Raw genomic sequence first — 16,869 nt, 5'->3', positions numbered from 1 at the left:
TCAGCCGATCGTCAGGTCCATTCCGACCTCGCAGGACAGCACCCGCGACACGGGGCAGCCGGCCTTGGCCGCATCCGCCGCCTGACGGATCGCCGTTTCATCCCCCTGCCCCTTCACCGTGACGTGGAGGATCGAGGATTTGATGGTGAAGCCCTTGTCGTCCTTGTCCATCGAGACTTTCGCCTGCGTGTCGATGGTGACATCGGTGACCCCGGCATCTTCGAGCCCCTTCGACAGCGCCATCGAGAAGCAGGCCGCATGGGCGGCGGCGATCAGTTCCTCGGGATTGGTGCCGGGCTTGTCCTCGAACCGGGTGTTGAAGCCATAGGGCTGGTCGGTCAGCGCCCCCGACTGGGTCGAGATCTTGCCCTTGCCGTCGCGGATCGGGCCTTCCCAGTGAGCGGAACCGGATTTGACGATCATGATAACCTCCTGTGCGTGGGTCAGCATGATCAACGCGCGAAAGACCCGCGCGTTCCCCCCGTGCCCGGAATAACCCGGAGCCGGGGGGCCAATCGGGAACATGGCCGCCCGTGGCGGGCGCGGCAGGGGGCCAGCCCCCTCGGCGCAAGCGCCTCACCCCCGGGATATTTATGGAAGAATGAAGGGGAGAAGCGACAGGTTCGGTATGGCGAGGCGCCGTTCAGAGGTCCGGGTCGATCAGCCGATGGTATTCCTGAATGGCGAAACGGTCGGTCATGCCCGCCACGTAGTCGAGCACGACCCGTGCCAGTTCGATCTCGTCCCCGCGCGCCTTGCCCGCGTCGCCCTGCCAGTCCTCGGGCAGCAGGTCGGGCCGGTTGAGGAACAGCGGGAACAGCGCGTTGACCATCTTCGTCACGCGGCGGCGTTCCTCGATCACGGTGGGGGCGCGATACATCCGCTGGAACAGGAAGGACTTGATCGCCTTCAGGTTCTGATAGAGCGGCTTGGAAAACCGGATGATCGGGCCGTCCATGTGGCGGATGTCGTCGACCGAGCGCGGCTGCAGCGCGGCCAGCCGGTTCTGCGCCACCGAGATCACATCCTCCACCATCACACCGAAGACGCGGCGCAGCGCCTCGTGCCGGCGGCGCATGGGTTCGAGGCCGGGATGCAGCCGGTCCACCTCGGCGAAGCATTCGCCGATGACCGGCAGGCCGCAGAGATCCTCTTCGGTGAAGAGCCCGGCGCGCAACCCGTCATGCAGGTCGTGGTGGTTGTAGGCGCAATCGTCCGCCACCGCCGCCACCTGCGCCTCGGCGCTGGCATTGGTGCCAAGCTCGAGATCCCACAGCCCGTTCACCTCGGCCAGCGCATAGTTCCACGGCGGATCGACGGGGCCGTTGTGCTTGGCGATACCCTCGAGCGTCTCCCACGTCAGATTCAGCCCGTCGAAGCCCGCGTAATGGCGTTCGAGCCGCGTCACGATCCGCAGCGCCTGCGCATTGTGGTCGAACCCGCCGAACGGCTCCATCAGGATCGCCAGCGCATCCTCGCCGGTATGGCCGAAGGGCGGATGGCCCAGATCATGTGCCAGCGCCACCGCCTCGGCCAGATCGGTGTTCAGCCCGAGCGCGCCCGAGATCGTCCGCGCCACCTGCGCCACCTCGATCGTATGGGTCAGGCGGGTACGGTAATAGTCGCCCTCATGCTCGACGAACACCTGCGTCTTGTGCTTGAGCCGGCGGAAGGCCGAGGAATGGATGATCCGGTCCCTGTCGCGCTGAAACGGCGAGCGGAACGTGGACATGTTTTCCGGAAAGAGGCGGCCGCGCGAGGCGTCCGGCAGACAGGCATAGGGTTGCAACAAGAAGTCCTCGACTTGTCGGCGTGTTCGGCCCATCCTATATCTGGAAAGTTCCGGAAATACAGGCCCCCTGAACAGGGGCGCAATCAGGCCGTCATAAAATGCTTCTGCCTCCGACCGTCACCCCCCGCGCCTTCGCGCGCCTCGCCCAGATCAACGCCACCCAGGCGGACCATCCGCGCGCCTTGCGCGTCGCGGTCGAAGGGGGCGGCTGTTCCGGGTTTCAGTATGACCTGAAGCTTGAGGAGACGCCGGCCGACGACGACATCGTGATCGAGGCCGAGGGCCAGAAGGTGCTGATCGACCCTGTATCCCTGCCCTTCCTTGAAAATGCGACGATCGACTTCACCGAAGAACTGATCGGCGCGCGCTTTGTCGTGCAGAACCCCAATGCGACGGCCAGTTGCGGCTGTGGCATTTCGTTCTCTATGTGAGCCGCCGATGCCTGACGGTGCCTTACGACCCCCTTCCTCGGGCATAACCCGGATCCATGTTCCTTGAGATACTGATCGTCGTCGCTCTGACGGCGCTGAATGGTGCGCTGTCGATGTCGGAACTGGCCGTCGTCTCCTCGCGCGAGGCGAAGCTCAAGCGGATGGCGGAGGACGGGTCCAAGGGCGCGGTCGCGGCGCTGCTGCTGAAGGAAAATCCCGGGAAATTCCTGTCCTCGGTGCAGATCGGGATCACGCTGGTCGGCATCGTGGCGGGCGCGGTTTCGGGCGCGGCGCTTGGGCTCAGGCTGTCGAATGCGCTGATGGGGATGGGGATGTCCGCCTCGCTCGCCAATACGCTTGGCGTCGGCGGGGTCGTCGCGGCGATCACCTATGCGCAGCTCATCCTTGGCGAACTGGTGCCGAAGCAGGTGGCGCTGGCCGATCCCGACGGGGTGGCCGTGCGGGTCGCGCCGGCGATGCGGATGCTCGCCCGGATCGCAACGCCGATCGTGTGGTTTCTGGACATCTCCGGCAGGCTGGTGCTGCGCCTGATCGGCCAGTCCGGCAAGGGCGACGCCGGCATCACCGATGAAGAGGTCGAACTGACGTTGGACGAGGCCGAGGGCGCGGGCGTCTTTGCCCCCGGCGAGCGCGAGATGCTGACCGGCGTGATGCGGGTCGCCGACCGGCGGGCCTCGTCGCTGATGACCCCGCGGCATGAGGTGGAACTGCTCGACCTGTCCCTGCCCCGGCCTAAGCTGATGGAGCAGATCCGCAAATCCTCCTTCGACCGGCTGCCGGTGCGCGATGGCGGCGAGGATGACATCATCGGCGTGATCGTCACGCGCGAGGCGCTGGCGCTTCCGCAGAACGGCTCGATCCCCTCGATCGTGCGGCCGGTGCCGGTGGTGATGGATCAGGCGAAGGCGACGGTGGTGATCGAAAAGCTCCGCACCGAGGGCAGCCGCATCCTCTTCGTCTTTGACGAATTCGGACATTTCGAGGGGATCATCACCGCGATGGACGTGCTCGAAGGCATCATGGGCCGGTTCGTCGATCCGGATGACGACGAACCGGCGATTCAGGAACGGGCGGACGGATCGCTGCTGGTCTCGGGCTGGGTCCCGGCGGATGAGCTGACGGAACGGCTGCGGATCAAGGATGCGCATGGCGATTACGACACGGCGGCGGGCTTCGTCATCGACCGGCTGGCGCGGCTGCCGCAGCAGGGCGACGTGCTGAGGAGCGACGGCTGGCTCTTCGAGGTGGTGGACATGGACGGCGCGCGGATCGACAAGATTCTGGTGCAGCGCGATCCGGCGGGCGGCTGACCCCGCCCGATTGCCCCCACCCCGCATTCCCCCTAGAACGGGGCAAAGGGAGCATCCGATGAAGATCGCCACATTCAACATCAACGGCATCAAGGCCCGCGCCGAGGCGCTGGTCGACTGGCTGCGCGAGGCGGAACCCGATGTGGTCTGCCTGCAGGAGATCAAGGCAACCGACGAGGCCTTCCCGCATGAGCTGTTCGACGGGCTCGGCTATACGATCGCCACGCATGGGCAGAAAAGCTTCAACGGCGTCGCGATCCTCAGCCGGCTGGGGCTGGAGGACGTGACCCGTGGCCTGCCCGGCGACGAGGGCGACGAACAGGCCCGCTGGATCGAGGCGACGGTGGTGGGCAGGCGCGCGGTGCGGATCTGCGGGCTCTACCTGCCGAACGGCAACCCGGCGCCGGGGCCGAAATACGACTACAAGCTCGCCTGGATGGAACGGATGCGCGCGCGCGCGACGGCGCTGCTGGCAACCGAGGAGCCTTTCGTCCTCGCCGGCGACTACAACGTCATCCCGCAGGACGAAGACGCCGCGAAGCCCGAGGCCTGGCGCGAAGATGCGCTCGCCCTGCCCGAAAGCCGGGCGGCCTTCCGGCGGATCCTGAACCTCGGCCTGACGGATGCCTTCCGCGCGCGGGTGCGCGGGCCGGGGCATTACACCTTCTGGGATTATCAGGCGGGCGCCTGGCCGCGCAACAACGGCATCCGCATCGACCACCTGCTGCTGTCGCCGCAGGCGGCCGATCTGCTGCGCGACGCCGGCATCGACAAGGAAATCCGCGGGCGCGAGAAGCCTTCGGATCACGTGCCGGTCTGGATCGACCTCGACGCGTAAAGGGAGCGCTTCGCACATTCCGCCTTTGGTGGGATGTCCGAAGCGCGTTTCAGAACCGGATCGAGGCGCACACGGATGGGTCGCAGGGGGCGCCGCCCCCTCGGCCGTGCCGGCCTCACCCCCGGGATATTTATGGAAAAACGACAGGGAAAGGTCCCCTCGTGCGGCTTTGAATGCGCTCATGGAGATCGCAGACAGCCCGGATCCGCCGAAGGGCCGAGCCTGTGTGAAAACTCGGTTCCGGCGACGCGGAGGAGAACGTTGTTCCCTTCGACAGTCTACAGGTCCACGTAGCTGCGCGTTATCTGACTCACTCCGGCATTTCTGGAGGGTTTTCTTCCAAGGCATTGTCATGAAGACGAGTTTACCCTCGGCCGACCCCTTCCTGCCGTCGTTTTTCCATAAATATCCCGGGGGTGAGCGGCACCAGCCGAAGGATGGGGCCGCGAGGGGGCTGGCCCCCTATTCCTTCGTCACGTCGAAATCATAGATCCAGTCGAAGCGACCGATCAGCTTTTCCGGCATCAGGGTCGACACCGCCCGCATCCCCAGATGGCCGAGCGCGCGCGGCACGCCGCGCAGATGGTAGTTTCGGGCGTTGCGGTTCGCCGCCTCGACGATCTTGGCGCAGCGCGCGGCGCGGGCGGCCTGATAGGCGGCGAGCGCGGCTTCGTCCCGGTCGTGGAGCGCGAGCAGCGCCGCCAGCGCCCAGGCATCCTCCAGCGCCATCGACGCGCCCTGCGCCATGAAGGGCAGCGTCGGATGCGCCGCATCGCCCAGGATCACCGCCCCGCGTCCGTGCCAGCGTTCCGCCACCGGATGGCGGAAGAGGCCCCAGAGTCCGGGCTCCTCGACCTGCGCGAGCCAGCCGCGCACCCTCGGGCAGAAGTCGGAAAAGGCGGCGCGCAGGGTCAGGGGATCGTCGCGCAGGCTCCAGCTTTCCTCGACCCAGCGGGGACGCTCCTCGACCGCGACGATGTTGCGCTGGCCGTTGGCAAGCGGATAGCTGACCAGATGCCTGCCCGCCCCCATGAAGACCTGTGCGACGGGTGGGGCACCCGGCTCGCTGGGGATCAGCGCGCGCCAGGCGATCTGATGGGTGAAGAAGGGCGCGACCGGGCCGTTCAGCGCGGCGCGCACATGCGAATGCAGGCCGTCCGCGCCGATCAGAAGTTCGGCCTCGATCCTCTCGCCCTGCTCGGTCTCGACCACCGGATGCGCGCCGGACAGATCGACCCGCGCGATCTTCTGCAACAGCCGGATCTGCACGCCCGCGTCGCGCGCCCCCTGCGCGAGGATATCGACCAGCCGGGCGCGGTGGATGGCGCGGTATTCCGCCTGCGGACGCAGCCGCGCCAGATCGAGCCGCACGACGCGCGAGTCGGTCTCCCCGTCATACAGCTCGATCCCCTCGATCCGCAGCCCCGCCGCCGCGAAAGCCTGCCCTAGGCCAAGCGCATGCAGCACCCGCGCCCCGTTCGGCGAGATCTGCAGCCCGGCGCCGACCTCGCGGATCGCCTCCGCCTGTTCCAGAACCGTCACCACCGCCCCGTGCAGGGCCAGCGCCCGCGCCACCGCGAGCCCGGCGATCCCGGCCCCGATGACGGTGATCCTGCGTCCGATCAGCACGATTTCCTCCGATATGAAAATGCCGGCCCCTGTCGGCGCCGGCATGACACGATCCGCGATGACCCGCCGATGCGGTCAGTCGTCGCGGTGCACGCGCTCGCGCCGTTCGTGGCGTTCCTGCGCCTCGAGCGTCATCGTCGCGATCGGGCGCGCGTCCAGCCGCTTCAGGCTGATGGGTTCGCCGGTCATTTCGCAATAGCCGTATTCGCCATTGTCGATCCGACGCAGCGCCGAGTCGATCTTGCTCACCAGCTTGCGCTGCCGGTCGCGGGTGCGCAGTTCCAGCGCGCGGTCGGTCTCCTCGCTGGCGCGGTCGGCAAGATCGGGGACATTGCGCGCCGATTCGGCCAGACCTTCGAGGGTTTCCGCGGATTGCTCCAGCAGTTCCGCTTTCCAGGCAAGAAGTTTGCGGCGGAAATATTCGAGCTGACGATCGTTCATGAACGGTTCGTCCTCGGCGGGGCGGTAGTCATCCGGAAGGAAGATTTCAGCCTTCATCTCTGCCCTCATATGCTGCCCTCTGCGTTCGGGCGCACAATTCCGCCCGTACATCCTGCGCGCTCCCTTAGCGCAACGGCGTTGCGATGTCACGCCCCTCGGTCGGGCTTTGTGCGGCCGGTGCCGGGCAAAGCGGCTATCCGTTCGCAAACAGCCTTATTTTTCGGCACAATGCTGGACAGACCCCGGATAGTGCACCTCCTGCGGGCAATCGGCGCATCCGCCCCGCCCCGGGAAGTCTGAAACCGGCATGATCCGCCGCGCAGCATGTCGCTTTCAGGATGGACGGACCTGGGTGGAAACGATAGCCCCCGCACATGGGACAGCAGGACAGAATACTTCCGGGAATCGCGCTGATGCTGGGCTTTTGCATCATCGCGCCCCTGATCGACGTGGCGGCGAAGCTGGCATCTCAGGCGGTGCCGGTGGGCACGGTCACGCTGGCGCGCTATCTGGTGCAGGGGCTGATCATGGCCCCCTTCATCTGGATCCTGCGCCTGCCGCTGCTGCCGCAAAGCGGCACGCTGCGGCTGTCGCTGGCGCGGGCGTTCTTTTCGGTTCTCGCCACCTATTGCTTCATCGCCGCGGTGCAGGTGATGCCCATTGCCGACGCGCTGGCCATCGCCTTTGTCGAGCCGTTCGTGATCCTGTTCATCGGCCGCTTCGTGCTGAACGAAGAGGTGGGCGGCCGCCGTCTTGCCGCCGCGGTCGTGGGCTTCATCGGCGCGCTGTTCGTGATCCAGCCGTCGTTTTCGCGCTTCGGCGCGGTGGCGCTGTTTCCGCTCGGCACGGCGGTCTGTTTTGCCGGTTACATCCTGCTGACCCGGTCTCTGTCGCGCCGGATGCATCCGGTGGCGATGCAGTTCCAGACCGCCCTTCTGGGCGCCGTGCTGTGCCTGCCGCTGCTGCTGATCGGCACCGCGGCCGGGATCGGTGACATCAGCCTTGCGGCGCCGCAGGGCATCTTCTGGATCTGGTGCCTCTGCGTCGGGCTCGCCTCGACCGTCAGCCACATGCTGATGACCTATGCGCTGAAATTCGCACCCTCGACGCTGCTGGCGCCGATCCATTATTTCGAGATGATCGCGGCGACGCTGTTCGGCTATCTCGTCTTCGGCGATTTCCCGAACCGGCTGACTTGGATCGGCATCGCGATCATCACCGGATCGGGCCTTTACGTGATCCACCGCGAACGGGTCAAAGCAGCCCAAGCGCGGCGGGCAGCGTGCCCAGATACCGTTTCGGCACAAGGATAAGCGCCGGCCCCTCAAGGTCCAGCGTGACCGGACCCGTCACCCGGTTCGAGGTGCCGACCCGTCCCGCGGGCGCGAAATCCAGCCCCTCGATCGGCCAGTTGAGCCCCTCGGACCGGCCCGTCACCGCACCGAAGGGGAAGATCGAGAACCTCTCCCCCGCCGGCAGGTCCAGCCGCAGGTGGCGCGGCGCGCGAAAGATCGCGTCATCCTCGGCGATCAGGATCACCGGCTGGCCGGGCCGCTGCGCGATTTCCGACAATGCCGCCAGCGTGTGATCCAGCCGCAGCCCGGTGAAGCCGAGGCCAAGGTAGAACCGCGCCCGCACGAGGTTCAGGCATTTGCCGAAATCGGTGCTGTCCTGTTCGGCGACATGATGCACCCGCGCGCCAAGCCGCTCCCGGCCCGCAGCGCTCAGGCTGTCGAGATCGCCGATCACCGCATCCGGCACCAGACCAAGCGCCAGCGCCCGGTCCCCGCCGCCATCCGCCGCGACAAGCCCCGGCGCCAGACCGAGCGCCAGCGCCAGGTCGGCCCGGTCGGCCGTCCCGCCCCCCAGAAGGGTCACGCCCTGCGCATAGGATCGGATCACATCGCTCATGCCGGTTTCATGACTTGGAAGACGGAAAAGCGCAAGCATCCGAAAATGCCGCCGGTTTTCCGCCATGATTTATCCATCGTTAGGAACCATGCGCGCATGATGGGGGAAATCCACGGGTTCGCATAGGGGCAGGGTTTTCATGGTCGCCGGCGCAAGCAAGATCCTCACCGTATCCTACGGCACGTTTTCCTGCACGCTCGAAGGGTTCGACGAACCTTTCGTGATGATGCGGGCGATCGCGGAATATTTCCGCGATCTGGCGGCCGAGGACCGTTATTTCGGCGCGGAACCGCCCCAGCCGGACGGGGAGGCGCTGCAACGTCTGGCCACCCGCGAAACCCGCGCACGGGTCGAGGCGCGGGTGGACGCCTCCGGCCTCACCCTGCGCGCGTCTCCGCCGGGCGCCTCCGTGGCGGATGGTGCCGCGCCGGACGGCGCTCCGGCGCAGATCGATCAGGAGGTGGCGGCGAAACTCGACCGCATCCGCCGCGCGGTGGCGGAGGCAAGGGCCTCGGCCACCGCCGATGCGGGGGTATCGGAGATTCATCCGGAGGCCATCGCCGAGCCGCAGGACTCGCCACGCGATTCCGCATGGGAGGATCCGGACCTGACGGAGGACCAAAAACCCCTCCCCCTTCTTCTCGAAACCCCCTTGCCGGCGGTTGCCGATCTGCCGGCGCCTGCCGAAGCAACCGCACCCGAAGACGCCCCGCAGGAAGGTCCACCGCCAGAGGCACTTGCGGAGGAGGTCATCGCAGATCCTTCAATCACCATTGAAACGGCCCGCTTCGAGGACATGCCGCAGGAAAGTCTCCCGGTAGAGGCGCTTTCGGAAGAGACCATCATGGTCCCTTCGTCGGCCACCGAAGCGGTCACCTCCGAGGACAGCCAGCAGGAAGATCCTTTGGCGCCCACCCTTCCGGAAGAAGGCCGCGAAGACCTTCCCGCCGCCATCGAAACGGGATCCGACGACCAGGCTGAGGCTGAGGCTGAGGCTGAGGCTGAGGCTGAGGCTGAGGCTGAGGCTGAGGCTGAGGATATCGCCCCCGATCCCATCGGGATAAAGGAATATTCCGTCATGGAAGATCTCCTGCCGCCGCCGGCTCCCGTCGCATCCGCCGAACCGGCGGATGACAGGCCTGTCGCGGCGGAGGCTGTCGATATGGCGCCTCCGCAGGAAAGCCACGCCGATGAGCCGGTCGGAGAATGGCCCGCCGTCGCGCGGGACGCGCCGCTGCCTCCTGCCCCCGAGGGCTTTCCTCTGGCCGCGGCGGACCCGCTGAGCGCCGAGACCGAAACCATGCCGCAGGAGGAGAACTTGCTGCGCGACCCACAGCCTGCGGAACTGCTGCCCCTCGCGGAGCCCGTTTCACCGGCCGAAGCGGTGCCGGTCGATTCGGCACCCAATGCGCAGGAAGGCAATCTGCGCCACCTGTTCGATGCGACCGAAGAACACCTCATCGGGCCCGAAAACCACCGGCGCCTCTCCGCCGTTGCGCAACTCAGGGCGGCCCTGGCCGCGACGATCGCCGACCGGCTGTCGCTCGGACGCCGCAAAGCCCCGGAACCGGAAGCCGCCCCCGAACGGCACAATGCGGAATCCGCGCCGCCGGCATCGCGGCCCGCCCCCCTCGTCCTCGTCACCGCGCAGCGGATCGACCCGGAGGCCGGGGGGAAAGCGGCCCCCGATGCGGAGCCCCCCCTGCCCGGGGATGGCCTCATCCATCCCCAACGCATTCGCGTCGCGCGGATGGAGGCGCAGCTTACCCGCTCCTTCGATCTTTCCGGCCCGCCCTGCGATCCGGCCACGGCGCAGAATTTCGCCCGCTTCGCCCGCTCCCACGGCTCGCACGGGCTGGACGACCTGCTCGAAGCCGCCGCCGCCTATACCGCGCAGATCGAGGGGCACAGCCATTTCTCCCCCCCCGACATCATGCACAAGCTCAGCGCCGTCGCGGCGGAGGGCGAATTCACCCCCGAGGAACGCCTGAGGGTCTTCGGCCGCCTGCTCCGCCAGGGCAAGATCGCCAAGATCAGGCCCGGCCAATACACGATCACCGAAGCCTCGCGCTTCTATCAGAGGCGCGCATGAGGCGACACGAACGGATCGCGGTCAGCGCGCCGCCATCGCCACGCGCAGCGTGCGGCCGAGCCGGGTGATCCCCTCTTCGATCTGCGCCTCGTTCGGCATGGAAAAGTTGAGCCGCAACGTATTGCGGTTCGACCCATCCGCGAAAAAGGCGCCGCCCGGCACGAAGGCCACCTTTTCCGTCGCCAGCGCCTGCGCCAGCAGATCCGCGCCGTCGATCCCCTCCGGCAACTGGCACCAGACGAACATGCCGCCTTCGGGCCGGGTCCAGCGCACCCCTTCGGGCATGTGCCTGTCGAGCGCCGCGAGCATCGCTTTCAGCCGCGCACCGTAAACCGCGCGGAGCTGCTCCACATGCGGCTCGAACAGTTCCTCGGCCACCCGCGCAGTCACCATCTGGTTCAACGTCGCCGTCTGCAGATCCGCCGCCTGTTTCAGCAGCACCATCTGCCCGATGACCGGACGCGCGGCCACCACCCAGCCCACACGCAGCCCCGGCGCCAGCGTTTTCGAGAACGATCCGCAATAGATCGTGCGGCAGGCGTCGATATCGCCCTTGCGCGCCTGCTCGATCGCCAGAAGCGGCGGCAGCCGGTCCCCGCTGTAGCGCAGCGCCTGATAGGCACCGTCCTCGACCACCGCGATATCCAGCGCATCGGCCAGATCGAGGATCTTGCCGCGCTCCGCCAGATCCAGCGACACCCCCGTCGGATTGGCGAAATCCGGCGAAAGATAGGCGAATTTCACCCGCCCCCCGGCGGCGTCCTGCAAGGCGGCAGGCGGCTGGTTCGTCGCCACATCCAGCCGGTCGTAGCGCGGCTGATAGGCGTTGAACGCGCCGAGCGCGCCAAGATAGGTCGGCCAGCCGACCAGAACCGTATCCCCCGCATCCAGAAACAGCTTGCCCAGATAATCGAGCGCCTGCTGCGACCCCGCCGTGATCAGGATATTGTCCGCCCCGCAGATCACCCCGTATTGCGCCATATAGCGCGCGATCCATTGGCGCAGCGGCAGATAGCCCTCGGACGGCGCATATTGCAGCGCGCTCGCGGCCTCGGACGAGCCGGTGCAGTCGATCATCGCCCGCTGATAGGCCTCGCGCGGGAACAGCGTGGGGTCGGGAATGCCGCCGGCAAAGGAAATGACCTCGGGCTGATCGAGGAGTTTGAGCAGCTCACGGATCTCCGAGGCCTTCATGCCTTCGGTGCGCGTGGCGAAAAGGTCGGTCAGGGGCATCGACGGACATTCTCCATTTCCGGTGTCGAGTTTGGCGCGTTTGCACCCGGAACCGGCGCGAACCGCAGGCCGTTCCCGCTGCCAACAAGCCTCTCGCGCAACAAAACGCAAGAGGGGAGCCGCAAATTGAAACGCATTTTGATATGCCCCTCCGGCCGCGCCGCGGGCCGGAGGGAACGGGATCGCGCCACCTTGTTCAATAATGATGCAGATCCCGGAATCCGGTCCGGCGATGCCGCGGCAAGGATTGACGACAATCGGCAGGGCATGGATAGATAATTGTCGACAATATGGGACCGCAGAAGGAACCCCCCATGCCCGAGCCTGCCCATGCCCGCGCTTGAACGCATCGCCGCCTTCGCAGACGATCTGACCGCGATCCGGCGCGACTTCCACGCCCATCCCGAGATCGGCTTTCAGGAACACCGGACCTCGGACAGCGTCGCCGCGCGGCTGACGGAATGGGGGGTCGAGGTGACGCGCGGGATCGGCGGCACCGGCGTCGTCGGCGTGCTGCACGGCAACAGGCCGGGGCGGCGGATCGGCCTGCGCGCCGATATGGACGCGCTGCCGATGCAGGAGATGACCAACCTGCCCTATGCCTCGCAAACCCCCGGCGTGTTCCACGGCTGCGGGCATGACGGGCATACGACCATGCTGCTGGGCGCCGCGCGCTATCTGGCCGAGACGCGCGATTTTGCTGGAACGGCGGTGTTCATCTTTCAGCCCGCAGAGGAAGGTCTGGGCGGCGCCCGCGCCATGATCCGCGACGGATTGTTCGAGAAATTCCCCTGCGACGAGATCTACGGCATGCACAACGCCCCCGACCACGCCCTCGGGCAGATCGGGGTGAAGCCCGGCGCGGCGATGGCCGGGGCGGATTTCTTCGACATCGACATCAGGGGGCGCGGCAGCCACGGCGCCAATCCGCAATTCAGCAAGGATCCGGTCGTCATCGGCGCCGGGCTGGTCAAGGAATTGCAGGGCATCGTCGCGCGCAACGTCACGCCGACCCATGCCGCCGTGCTGTCGGTGACCAGGTTCAACGCCGGATCCGCCTACAACGTCATCCCCGACACGGCGCGGCTGTCGGGCACCGTGCGCTATTTCGACCCCGCCGACGGCGCGCTGATCGCCGAGCGGATGCGGGCGATCTGCGCGGGCTTCGCCACCGCCCATGACTGCGAGATCGACATCAACCTGTGGAACGTCTTCGACGTTCTGGTGAATGATCCGGCGCGCAGCGCCGACATGCTGGCCTGCGCCGCCGATATCGTGGGTGCGGACAGTGCAACCGAAAAGACCGAACTCCAGATGGGATCAGAGGATATGGCGGACATGCTCAGAATCATTCCCGGCGCCTATTGCACCGTGGGTCATGGCGGCGGCGTGCCGCTGCACAATCCGGGGTTCATCCTCGATGACGCGATCCTGCCGGTGGGTGCGAGCCTTTACGCCCGCCTCGTCGAGGTGCGGGGGGCGGCGCAATGACCCTGCCCGATCTGCCCTTCGACAGCCATGCGATGCTTGCCGGACTGAAGCCCTGGATCGAATGCGAAAGCCCCAGCTATGACGCCGCCGCGGTCGGCCGGATGATGGATCTGGTGGCCTTCGACTGCGCCGCCGCCGGCGCCACGGTCGAGATCATTCCCGGCCGGATGGGATGCGGCCCCTCGGTCCGGGCGCGGATGCCGCATCCGGATCAGGGCAAGCCGGGGATCCTCGTCTCGGGTCACATGGACACCGTGCATCCGGTCGGCACGCTGGCGAAGAACCCCTTCCGGATCGAGGGCGACAAGGCCTATGGCCCCGGCATTCAGGACATGAAATCAGGGAATTACATCGCGCTTGAAGCCATGCGCCAGATCACCCGCGCCGGGTTGCAGACGCCCCTGCCCGTCACCTTCCTGTTCACCCCGGACGAAGAGATCGGATCCCCCGCCACCCGCGAGTTGATCGAGACGGAGGCGCTGGCGAACCGCTATTTCCTTTGCCCGGAACCCGCGCAGCCCGGCAATGCCGTCACCACCGGCCGCTATGCGATCGCGCGGTTCGAGATCACCTGTTCCGGCGTGCCCAGCCATGCGGGCGCCAACGTCAAGGGCGGGGTTTCCGCGGTGCGCGAACTCGCCCGCCGGATCATCGAGATCGAGGCGATGACCACCGAGGATTGCACCTTCTCGGTCAATGACGTGACCTCGGGCCAGTGGGTGAACTGCGTGCCCAGCTTTGCCCGCGCGCAGGTGCTGTCGATGGCGAAGGTGCAGGCGGATCTGGATGCCGGGGTCGAAAAGATGCTGGCGCTGGCCGGGGAACAGAACGGCGTGACCTGCACGGTGGAAAAGACCGTGGTCCGCCCGGTCTGGGAAAACGAACAGCCCGAGACGATGGCGCTCTATGAAATCGCCCGGGGGCTGTCCGCCGAAATGGGCATGGATCTGCCCTATGTGTCCTCGGGCGGCGGGTCGGATGCGAATTTCTCCGGCGCGCTGCGGGTGGCGTCGCTGTGTTCGCTGGGGGTGGCGGGGGAAGGCCTGCATACCCTGAACGAGCATATCGTCATCAGCAGCCTCGCCCCGCGGGCACGGCTGATGGCGGGGCTTTACGTGACACTGGGGGCGTGACCTTCGGGCCGCGGCGGGGCTGTGCCCGCCGCGGCCCGATCGTCTCCCCCCGTCGTCGGGACGGATACCGCGGAGTTTTCATGGACAGATCGACCGGCGCAGGCATCGACCTCGGCGCTCTTTCGACGCCCTTCACGCCGATGGACGCGGCGCAGGCGGCCCGCGTCGCGCGCGATGTCTATGGTCTGGACGGCACGCCGAACCGGATGGAGACGGAAAAGGACGACACCTTCCGCCTGACCCTGCCGGACGGGCGCCGTTTCGTGCTCAAGATCGCCAATCCGGGCGAAAGCCATGAGGAACTCGACCTGCAGGTCTCGGTCCTGCGGCATCTGGAACGCCATGCGCCCGATCTGCCGGTGCCGCGGGTCTTCGCCGATCTGCGGGGGCGGGCCATTTCCGGGATCACCGATGCGAATGGCACCCGGCGCAGTGTCCGGCTGATGAGCTTCCTCACCGGCACGGTGCTGGACACGATCCGGCCCGACGCCGGCGAGCGGCGCGAGATCGGCCGTCTTCTCGCGCGGTTGCGGCTCGCGCTGGCGGATTTCACCCATCCGGGCGCCGGACGGATTCTGGCGTGGGACGTGCGGCAACTGCCGCTGCTCGCGCCGCTGTTGGCCGATGTGGAGGATGCCGGGCAGAGACGCGCGCTCGAAACCGGGTTCGCGCGTTTCATGGATCTGCGCCCGCGGATTGACGGGCTTCGCCGTCAGGTGCTGCACAACGATTTCAGCCGCTCGAACATTCTGGTGGATCGCGGCATGTTGGATCGCGGCGGCCCGGCGCGGGTCAGCGGCATCATCGACTTTGGCGACGCCGTGGAAACCGCCATCGCCATCGACGTCTCGACCGCCCTCCTCAACCAGCTGCCGCGCGACGCCGAGGGGCGCGAGGTGCCCGACCTGCTGGCCGAGGCGCGCCAGCTTCTGGCCGGCTATCTGGAAATCGCCGGGCTGACCGATGACGAACTTTCCCTGATCCCGCATCTGGTGATGGGGCGGATCGTGGCGCGCGCGCTTCTCAGCCTCTGGCGCGCGCGGATGTTTCCGGACAACAGTCGCTATATCCTGCGCAATACCGGACAGGGCTGGGCGCAGCTCGACTGGTTCCTTGCGCGCGGGGCGGATGAGATGTCCGCCCTGCTTCTCTGAACACAACCGAAAGGGAAATCCGATGTCCTCGTCCAGTCCACCGCGCGGCAAGATGGTCAATGCCTTCAACCCCGACGCCATCGACGCCCTGCCCGCCGAAACCCGCCGGGCGATCGAGCGGCGGATGCGGCTGCTGGGTCCGGCCTACCGGCTGTTCTATCAGGACCCGGTGCAGGTCAGCACCGGCCGGGGCACGCGGCTCTTTGACCGCGAGGGGCGCGAGTATCTGGACGCCTACAACAACGTCGCCTCGGTCGGGCACGCCAATCCGCGCGTGGTCGAGGCGGTGTCGCGCCAGATGGCGACGCTGTGCACCCATACCCGCTACATTCAGGACGGCATTCTGGATTACGCCGAACAGATGCTGCCGACCTTTGGCGGGCAGATCGCGGCGGCGGGGCACATGATGTTCACCTGCACCGGGTCCGAGGCCAACGACCTCGCCATGCGGATCGCCAAGCATCACACCGGGCGGCACGGGATCATCTGCACCGCCGAGGCCTATCACGGCAATTCCGACCTGACGGCCAGCTTTTCGCCCTCGCTCGGCGCGCAATCGCCGCTTGGCACCTGGGTGCGGCGGGTGCCCGCGCCCGATTCCTGGCGCAGCGATCCGGCGACCCTTGGCCAGAAGATGGCCGAGGCGGTGGCGGAACAGGCCTGGCTGCTGAAGCGGCACGGCGACGGGCTGGCGGCCTTCATCGCCGATTCGCTGTTTTCCTCGGACGGGATCTTCGCCACGCCCGAGGTTCTGCGCCCGGTGGCCGAGGCGGTCCGCGCGGCGGGCGGGCTGTTCGTCGCGGACGAGGTGCAATCGGGCTTCGCCCGGTCGGGCGATCGCTTCTGGGGCTTTCAGCGGCACGGAATCGACCCGGACATCGTGACGATGGGCAAGCCGATGGGCAACGGCTACCCCGTCGCCGGCATCGCCGTGGTGCCCGAGGTGGTCGAACGCTTTGGCCGCGACACGCGCTATTTCAACACCTTCGGCGGCAATGGCGTGGCGATCGCGGCGGCGCAGGCGGTGTTCGACGTAATCCGCGACGACGGTGTGCAGGACAATGTCCGCCGCATCGGGGCGCTGATCCGCGACCGGCTCTCGGCCCTTGCCGAGAGGTTCGAGGCGATCGGCGACGTGCGCGGCGCGGGGTTGTATATCGGGGTCGAGATGGTGACCGACCGCGCGACCCGCACCCCGGATGCCGATGCCGCAACGCGGATCGTCAACGGATTGCGGGCGCGGCGGGTGCTGATCTCGGCCACCGGGCCGGAAGCCAACGTGCTGAAGATCCGCCCGCCGCTGGTCTTTTCCGAGGCCGATGCCGACTGGCTGCTGGCGGAAACCGAAAACGTGCTGGCCGAGGTCTACGGCCAGACCGCCTGACATTGACAC

General features: G+C 67.1%; 15 protein-coding genes. 9 read left to right on the top strand and 6 right to left on the bottom strand.

All coding sequences use genetic code 11. The features are described from left to right. Both D2T30_RS09665 and D2T30_RS09660 read right to left on the bottom strand, forming a co-directional pair. The gene (locus D2T30_RS09665; RefSeq protein ID WP_277749242.1) at positions 1-423 is read right to left on the bottom strand and encodes an OsmC family protein; all 423 of its coding nucleotides are present in this window, start codon (positions 421-423) and stop codon (positions 1-3) included. Between the two features lie 220 nt (positions 424-643). Continuing rightward, on the bottom strand, positions 644-1,792 hold the full coding sequence (locus tag D2T30_RS09660) for a deoxyguanosinetriphosphate triphosphohydrolase (RefSeq protein ID WP_128186639.1): 1,149 nt from the start codon (positions 1,790-1,792) through the stop codon (positions 644-646). Between the two features lie 98 nt (positions 1,793-1,890). On the opposite strand from D2T30_RS09660, the gene erpA reads away from it, so the two are divergent. From erpA to xth, 3 genes are read left to right on the top strand one after another with little or no spacing between them, the layout of a single operon-like run. Continuing rightward, positions 1,891-2,223 (top strand): iron-sulfur cluster insertion protein ErpA, encoded by a 333-nt coding sequence (gene erpA, locus D2T30_RS09655; protein WP_128186641.1) that lies wholly within the window; start codon positions 1,891-1,893, stop codon positions 2,221-2,223. A gap of 56 nt (positions 2,224-2,279) precedes the next feature. Next, positions 2,280-3,554, top strand: a complete 1,275-nt coding sequence (locus tag D2T30_RS09650) for a hemolysin family protein (protein WP_128208700.1) — start codon at positions 2,280-2,282, stop codon at positions 3,552-3,554. Positions 3,555-3,612: 58 nt separating this feature from the next. Continuing rightward, the gene (gene xth / locus D2T30_RS09645; protein WP_128208699.1) at positions 3,613-4,392 is read left to right on the top strand and encodes an exodeoxyribonuclease III; all 780 of its coding nucleotides are present in this window, start codon (positions 3,613-3,615) and stop codon (positions 4,390-4,392) included. Positions 4,393-4,854: 462 nt separating this feature from the next. On the opposite strand, the gene D2T30_RS09640 is transcribed toward xth, so the two are convergent. Beyond that, complete coding sequence (locus D2T30_RS09640) at positions 4,855-6,024, bottom strand: FAD-dependent monooxygenase (RefSeq protein WP_380728296.1); 1,170 nt, start codon at positions 6,022-6,024, stop codon at positions 4,855-4,857. A 72-nt stretch (positions 6,025-6,096) separates the two neighbouring features. Beyond that, positions 6,097-6,519, bottom strand: coding sequence for an RNA polymerase-binding protein DksA (gene dksA, locus D2T30_RS09635; RefSeq protein WP_128186649.1), 423 nt, complete (start codon positions 6,517-6,519; stop codon positions 6,097-6,099). Positions 6,520-6,836: 317 nt separating this feature from the next. Between dksA and D2T30_RS09630 the strand changes: the two genes are divergently transcribed. Further along, on the top strand, positions 6,837-7,775 hold the full coding sequence (locus D2T30_RS09630; RefSeq protein WP_128208698.1) for a DMT family transporter: 939 nt from the start codon (positions 6,837-6,839) through the stop codon (positions 7,773-7,775). Here D2T30_RS09630 and D2T30_RS09625 read toward each other — a convergent pair. Beyond that, positions 7,717-8,373 carry a thiamine diphosphokinase gene (locus tag D2T30_RS09625; RefSeq protein ID WP_128208697.1) on the bottom strand — a complete coding sequence of 219 codons (657 nt, stop codon included), beginning with the start codon at positions 8,371-8,373 and terminating at the stop codon, positions 7,717-7,719. The genes D2T30_RS09630 and D2T30_RS09625 overlap by 59 nt on opposite strands. Positions 8,374-8,512: 139 nt before the next feature. Here D2T30_RS09625 and D2T30_RS09620 point away from each other — a divergent pair, with 139 nt between their 5' ends. Next, complete coding sequence (locus D2T30_RS09620; protein ID WP_128208696.1) at positions 8,513-10,465, top strand: hypothetical protein; 1,953 nt, start codon at positions 8,513-8,515, stop codon at positions 10,463-10,465. A 21-nt stretch (positions 10,466-10,486) separates the two neighbouring features. Here the strand turns inward: D2T30_RS09620 and D2T30_RS09615 are convergent, their stop codons facing one another. Then, entirely contained in the window at positions 10,487-11,698 is a 1,212-nt protein-coding gene (locus tag D2T30_RS09615; RefSeq protein ID WP_128208695.1) for an aminotransferase-like domain-containing protein, read from the bottom strand. A gap of 330 nt (positions 11,699-12,028) precedes the next feature. Here D2T30_RS09615 and D2T30_RS09610 point away from each other — a divergent pair, with 330 nt between their 5' ends. From D2T30_RS09610 to D2T30_RS09595, 4 genes are all read left to right on the top strand, one after another. Continuing rightward, positions 12,029-13,189: a M20 aminoacylase family protein gene (locus D2T30_RS09610; RefSeq protein WP_128208694.1), complete on the top strand. Its 1,161-nt coding sequence runs from the start codon at positions 12,029-12,031 to the stop codon at positions 13,187-13,189. Beyond that, entirely contained in the window at positions 13,186-14,322 is a 1,137-nt protein-coding gene (locus D2T30_RS09605) for a M20/M25/M40 family metallo-hydrolase (RefSeq protein WP_128208693.1), read from the top strand. The genes D2T30_RS09610 and D2T30_RS09605 overlap by 4 nt, the downstream gene beginning before the upstream one ends. A gap of 80 nt (positions 14,323-14,402) precedes the next feature. Next, on the top strand, positions 14,403-15,476 hold the full coding sequence (locus D2T30_RS09600; RefSeq protein ID WP_206612906.1) for a phosphotransferase: 1,074 nt from the start codon (positions 14,403-14,405) through the stop codon (positions 15,474-15,476). 22 nt (positions 15,477-15,498) lie between these two features. Then, the gene (locus D2T30_RS09595; RefSeq protein WP_164884271.1) at positions 15,499-16,860 is read left to right on the top strand and encodes an aspartate aminotransferase family protein; all 1,362 of its coding nucleotides are present in this window, start codon (positions 15,499-15,501) and stop codon (positions 16,858-16,860) included. The last annotated feature ends 9 nt before the right edge of the window (positions 16,861-16,869 follow it).

The sequence above is a fragment of the Paenirhodobacter populi genome, from assembly GCF_004022215.1.
Classification (GTDB): Bacteria; Pseudomonadota; Alphaproteobacteria; order Rhodobacterales; family Rhodobacteraceae; genus Rhodobacter; species Rhodobacter populi.
This window is presented reverse-complemented; position numbering and strand designations above follow the sequence as displayed.